This is a genomic window from Mycobacterium sp. (assembly GCF_050701675.1).
Lineage (GTDB): Bacteria > Actinomycetota > Actinomycetes > Mycobacteriales > Mycobacteriaceae > Mycobacterium.
The window spans coordinates 1-2,429 of the sequence record NZ_JBOGDD010000937.1; the positions used below are offsets into that span (position 1 = coordinate 1).

Below are 2,429 nucleotides of genomic sequence, written 5' to 3' on the forward strand. Positions count from 1 at the left end.
CTTAGACGCGAAAACCCTTATGCCGCAAGCAGCATGGCCAACACTGCAGTGTCGGGATGGGTGATGGGGTCGACGCCGACCCGGCTGACCATCGAGGTGATGGTGCCATCGGACTCGGCCTCGACCCAGGCGGCACGGTGATCGAGACCGAGATGTGGAAGGCCGGGGAGCAGAACGCAGCCGGACGCGGCGCCCACGCATTCCGGAAGCGACGGCATGGTCTCCGACGGCGGGTGCAGCATCATCAGCGCGGGCGGTTGACGGTGTGCGAAATAGCCTGGCTGAATGGCCGATTCGCCGACGACGGTGCCCTCGGCCAGCACCAGGCCGACGGTGCCGGGTGCCGGCTCGTCGGGAAGCTCCTCGCGCACGCCGAAAATCGTTGTCGTCGAGAGCAATCCGGGAAGCGACGCCACCCGGACCGCGACCATCAACAACTGGGCCCACTCCTTCGTCGAGTCGGGCCAGCGGCCAGAAACGACGAATCCCTTGAGTGAGCCGCCGGAGTGGAAGGGTGCAACCTCGACAGTGCCATGGGATCCGGTATCCATCGTGCTCTCCGATCGGTGCGTGACTGCCGCCCGACACGGCTGTGGGTCGATTCCGACAGAATGAGGCAGACAGGGGTTGGCACACAAGGGGAGACGAGTGCCAGCGAGCTCAGCCGCCGCGCTTCAATGCTGATTTCGGACTGTCCATACCACGCGATACGAGCCCTTCGCCGGAACCCAGCCGAACCGCCGCGAGTCGACGACCCCGGGCGCGTGCGGGTTGTCGGAGCGGGCCTCGAACGTCGCGGCCCGACCGGCTCCGCGGACGTCGCCGACCCGCTTGACGAGCCACCGCGTCGGAAGGGTCGGGTCGGGGAACACCCGTAGTTGTCCCCGTCGCAGACGGCCGCAGCGCAGTGCAAGCAGCCCGTCGCCCGGCCCGAGTGATGGGCGCATGGAGTCCTCCACGACCGAGAATCGGCGAAGCGGCCAGGCTCTCGAAGGATGGTTGTCTCCCACCCTCAAAGGGTAAGTTAGTTCCATGCTGCATCGACTCTTCTCAAACGCCACTCCCGCCCATGCTCACTGCGACCTGTACTGCGGTGTATATGACCCCGCGCAGGCCAAGATCGAGGCGCTCTCGGTTCTGAAGACGCTTCAGAAGTACCACGATTCGGATGACGACCACTTCAAGACCCGCGCGATCATCATCAAGGAGCAGCGGGCCGAAGAGGTCAAGCACCACCTGACCGTGCTGTGGGCCGACTTCTTCGCCAAGGAGCACTTCGAGCAGTTCCCCAACCTGCACCAGCTCTTCTGGGACGGGGTTCACGGAGCGGGCGACGCCAAGAAGTCGCTCGACGTGGCCGTCGCCGAGAAGCTGCTCGCGACGATCGACCAGATCTCCGACATCTTCTGGCAGACCGAGAAGGCCAAGGGCATGGGCGTCTACCCGCCTGCCTGACCGGAACGGCACCATCGAAAAGGCCGACTCAGCGCTCACGGGCGCCGGGTCGGCCTTTCTACGTACGAGCCCCAGTCGCACCGGCTCCGCGAAGGCGGGCCATCAAGACTTGGGTGTCAGAACGATCAGGTCAGAACGATCAGGGCGAGGACTCCCAGCAGCACCAGGGCGATCAATCCCGCCCGCAGGCCCGCCATCAGATGGCTGTGCGTGTAGACGTGCGAAGAGGTCTGCCATTCGGCTGGTGGGACCGCTCCGGACCCTAGTGGATGCGATGCCATCAACAGCTCCTGACCTGCGCGTTCAATCTTGCCTCCCCCGTGAGATCTGTCACAACCGAGGTTGTGACCGCGATCATAGCCCCATTGTTTCGCGGTGGGAAAATCCGCGTGGCCGACAAGCCAAGTGGTTAGCCCGCCAAGGTTTTTCGCTCGCGCCCGCGAAACCTGTTGATGAGTGGCCGTTGCGGGCACAGCGTTATCCCCAGTCAATTAGAGCTAACTCACAGAATTACCGGTTCAGAGACATTTCGGCCGCTACGGGCCTGTGCATGAACCTGTGCAAACTGTGGATAGCCGTCCGATTGCTGAGTCGACCATGCCAGCATTGATGCCATGAACCCTGCGGTGCAGAGTCGAGGAGAGGTTCGATTGGACGCCATGACGACGGAAGGAGCGACGCAGTGAGCGACGACGAGGTGGGCGAGGCCCAGATCGCCGAGGTTCCCGTCGCGTTCGGCCAGACCGTGGTGCTGCTCGACGTGCGCGAGGACGACGAATGGCAGCGCGGTCACGCCGAGGGGGCGCAACACATCCCGATGGGTGACGTCCCCGCCCGGATCGGGGAGATCGACACCGACGCCACGCTCTACGTGGTGTGCCACGCGGGTGGCCGCTCCCAACGGGTCGCGCAGTATCTCGCCCGCAACGGTTACGAACCGATCAACGTGTCGGGCGGCATGCTCGCCTGGGCAG

5 protein-coding genes are annotated in these 2,429 nt (G+C 64.5%); 2 read left to right on the forward strand and 3 right to left on the reverse strand.

Translation table 11 applies throughout. From position 1 onward, the window contains the following. Positions 1 to 17: 17 nt before the first annotated feature. Together ACRDUX_RS28445 and ACRDUX_RS28450 are read right to left on the reverse strand one after the other, a co-directional pair. Positions 18 to 551, reverse strand: a complete 534-nt coding sequence (locus tag ACRDUX_RS28445; protein ID WP_526418788.1) for a peptidase — start codon at positions 549 to 551, stop codon at positions 18 to 20. A gap of 123 nt (positions 552 to 674) precedes the next feature. Further along, on the reverse strand, positions 675 to 947 hold the full coding sequence (locus ACRDUX_RS28450) for a S24/S26 family peptidase (RefSeq protein ID WP_526418790.1): 273 nt from the start codon (positions 945 to 947) through the stop codon (positions 675 to 677). 85 nt (positions 948 to 1,032) lie between these two features. Between ACRDUX_RS28450 and sodN the strand changes: the two genes are divergently transcribed. Continuing rightward, the gene (sodN, locus tag ACRDUX_RS28455; RefSeq protein WP_526418792.1) at positions 1,033 to 1,455 is read left to right on the forward strand and encodes a superoxide dismutase, Ni; all 423 of its coding nucleotides are present in this window, start codon (positions 1,033 to 1,035) and stop codon (positions 1,453 to 1,455) included. 125 nt (positions 1,456 to 1,580) lie between these two features. Here the strand turns inward: sodN and ACRDUX_RS28460 are convergent, their stop codons facing one another. Continuing rightward, positions 1,581 to 1,736, reverse strand: a complete 156-nt coding sequence (locus tag ACRDUX_RS28460) for a hypothetical protein (protein WP_526418793.1) — start codon at positions 1,734 to 1,736, stop codon at positions 1,581 to 1,583. Positions 1,737 to 2,137: 401 nt separating this feature from the next. Between ACRDUX_RS28460 and ACRDUX_RS28465 the strand changes: the two genes are divergently transcribed. Next, a partial coding sequence (locus tag ACRDUX_RS28465) for a rhodanese-like domain-containing protein (RefSeq protein ID WP_526418795.1) occupies positions 2,138 to 2,429 on the forward strand: 292 nt, incomplete at its 3' end.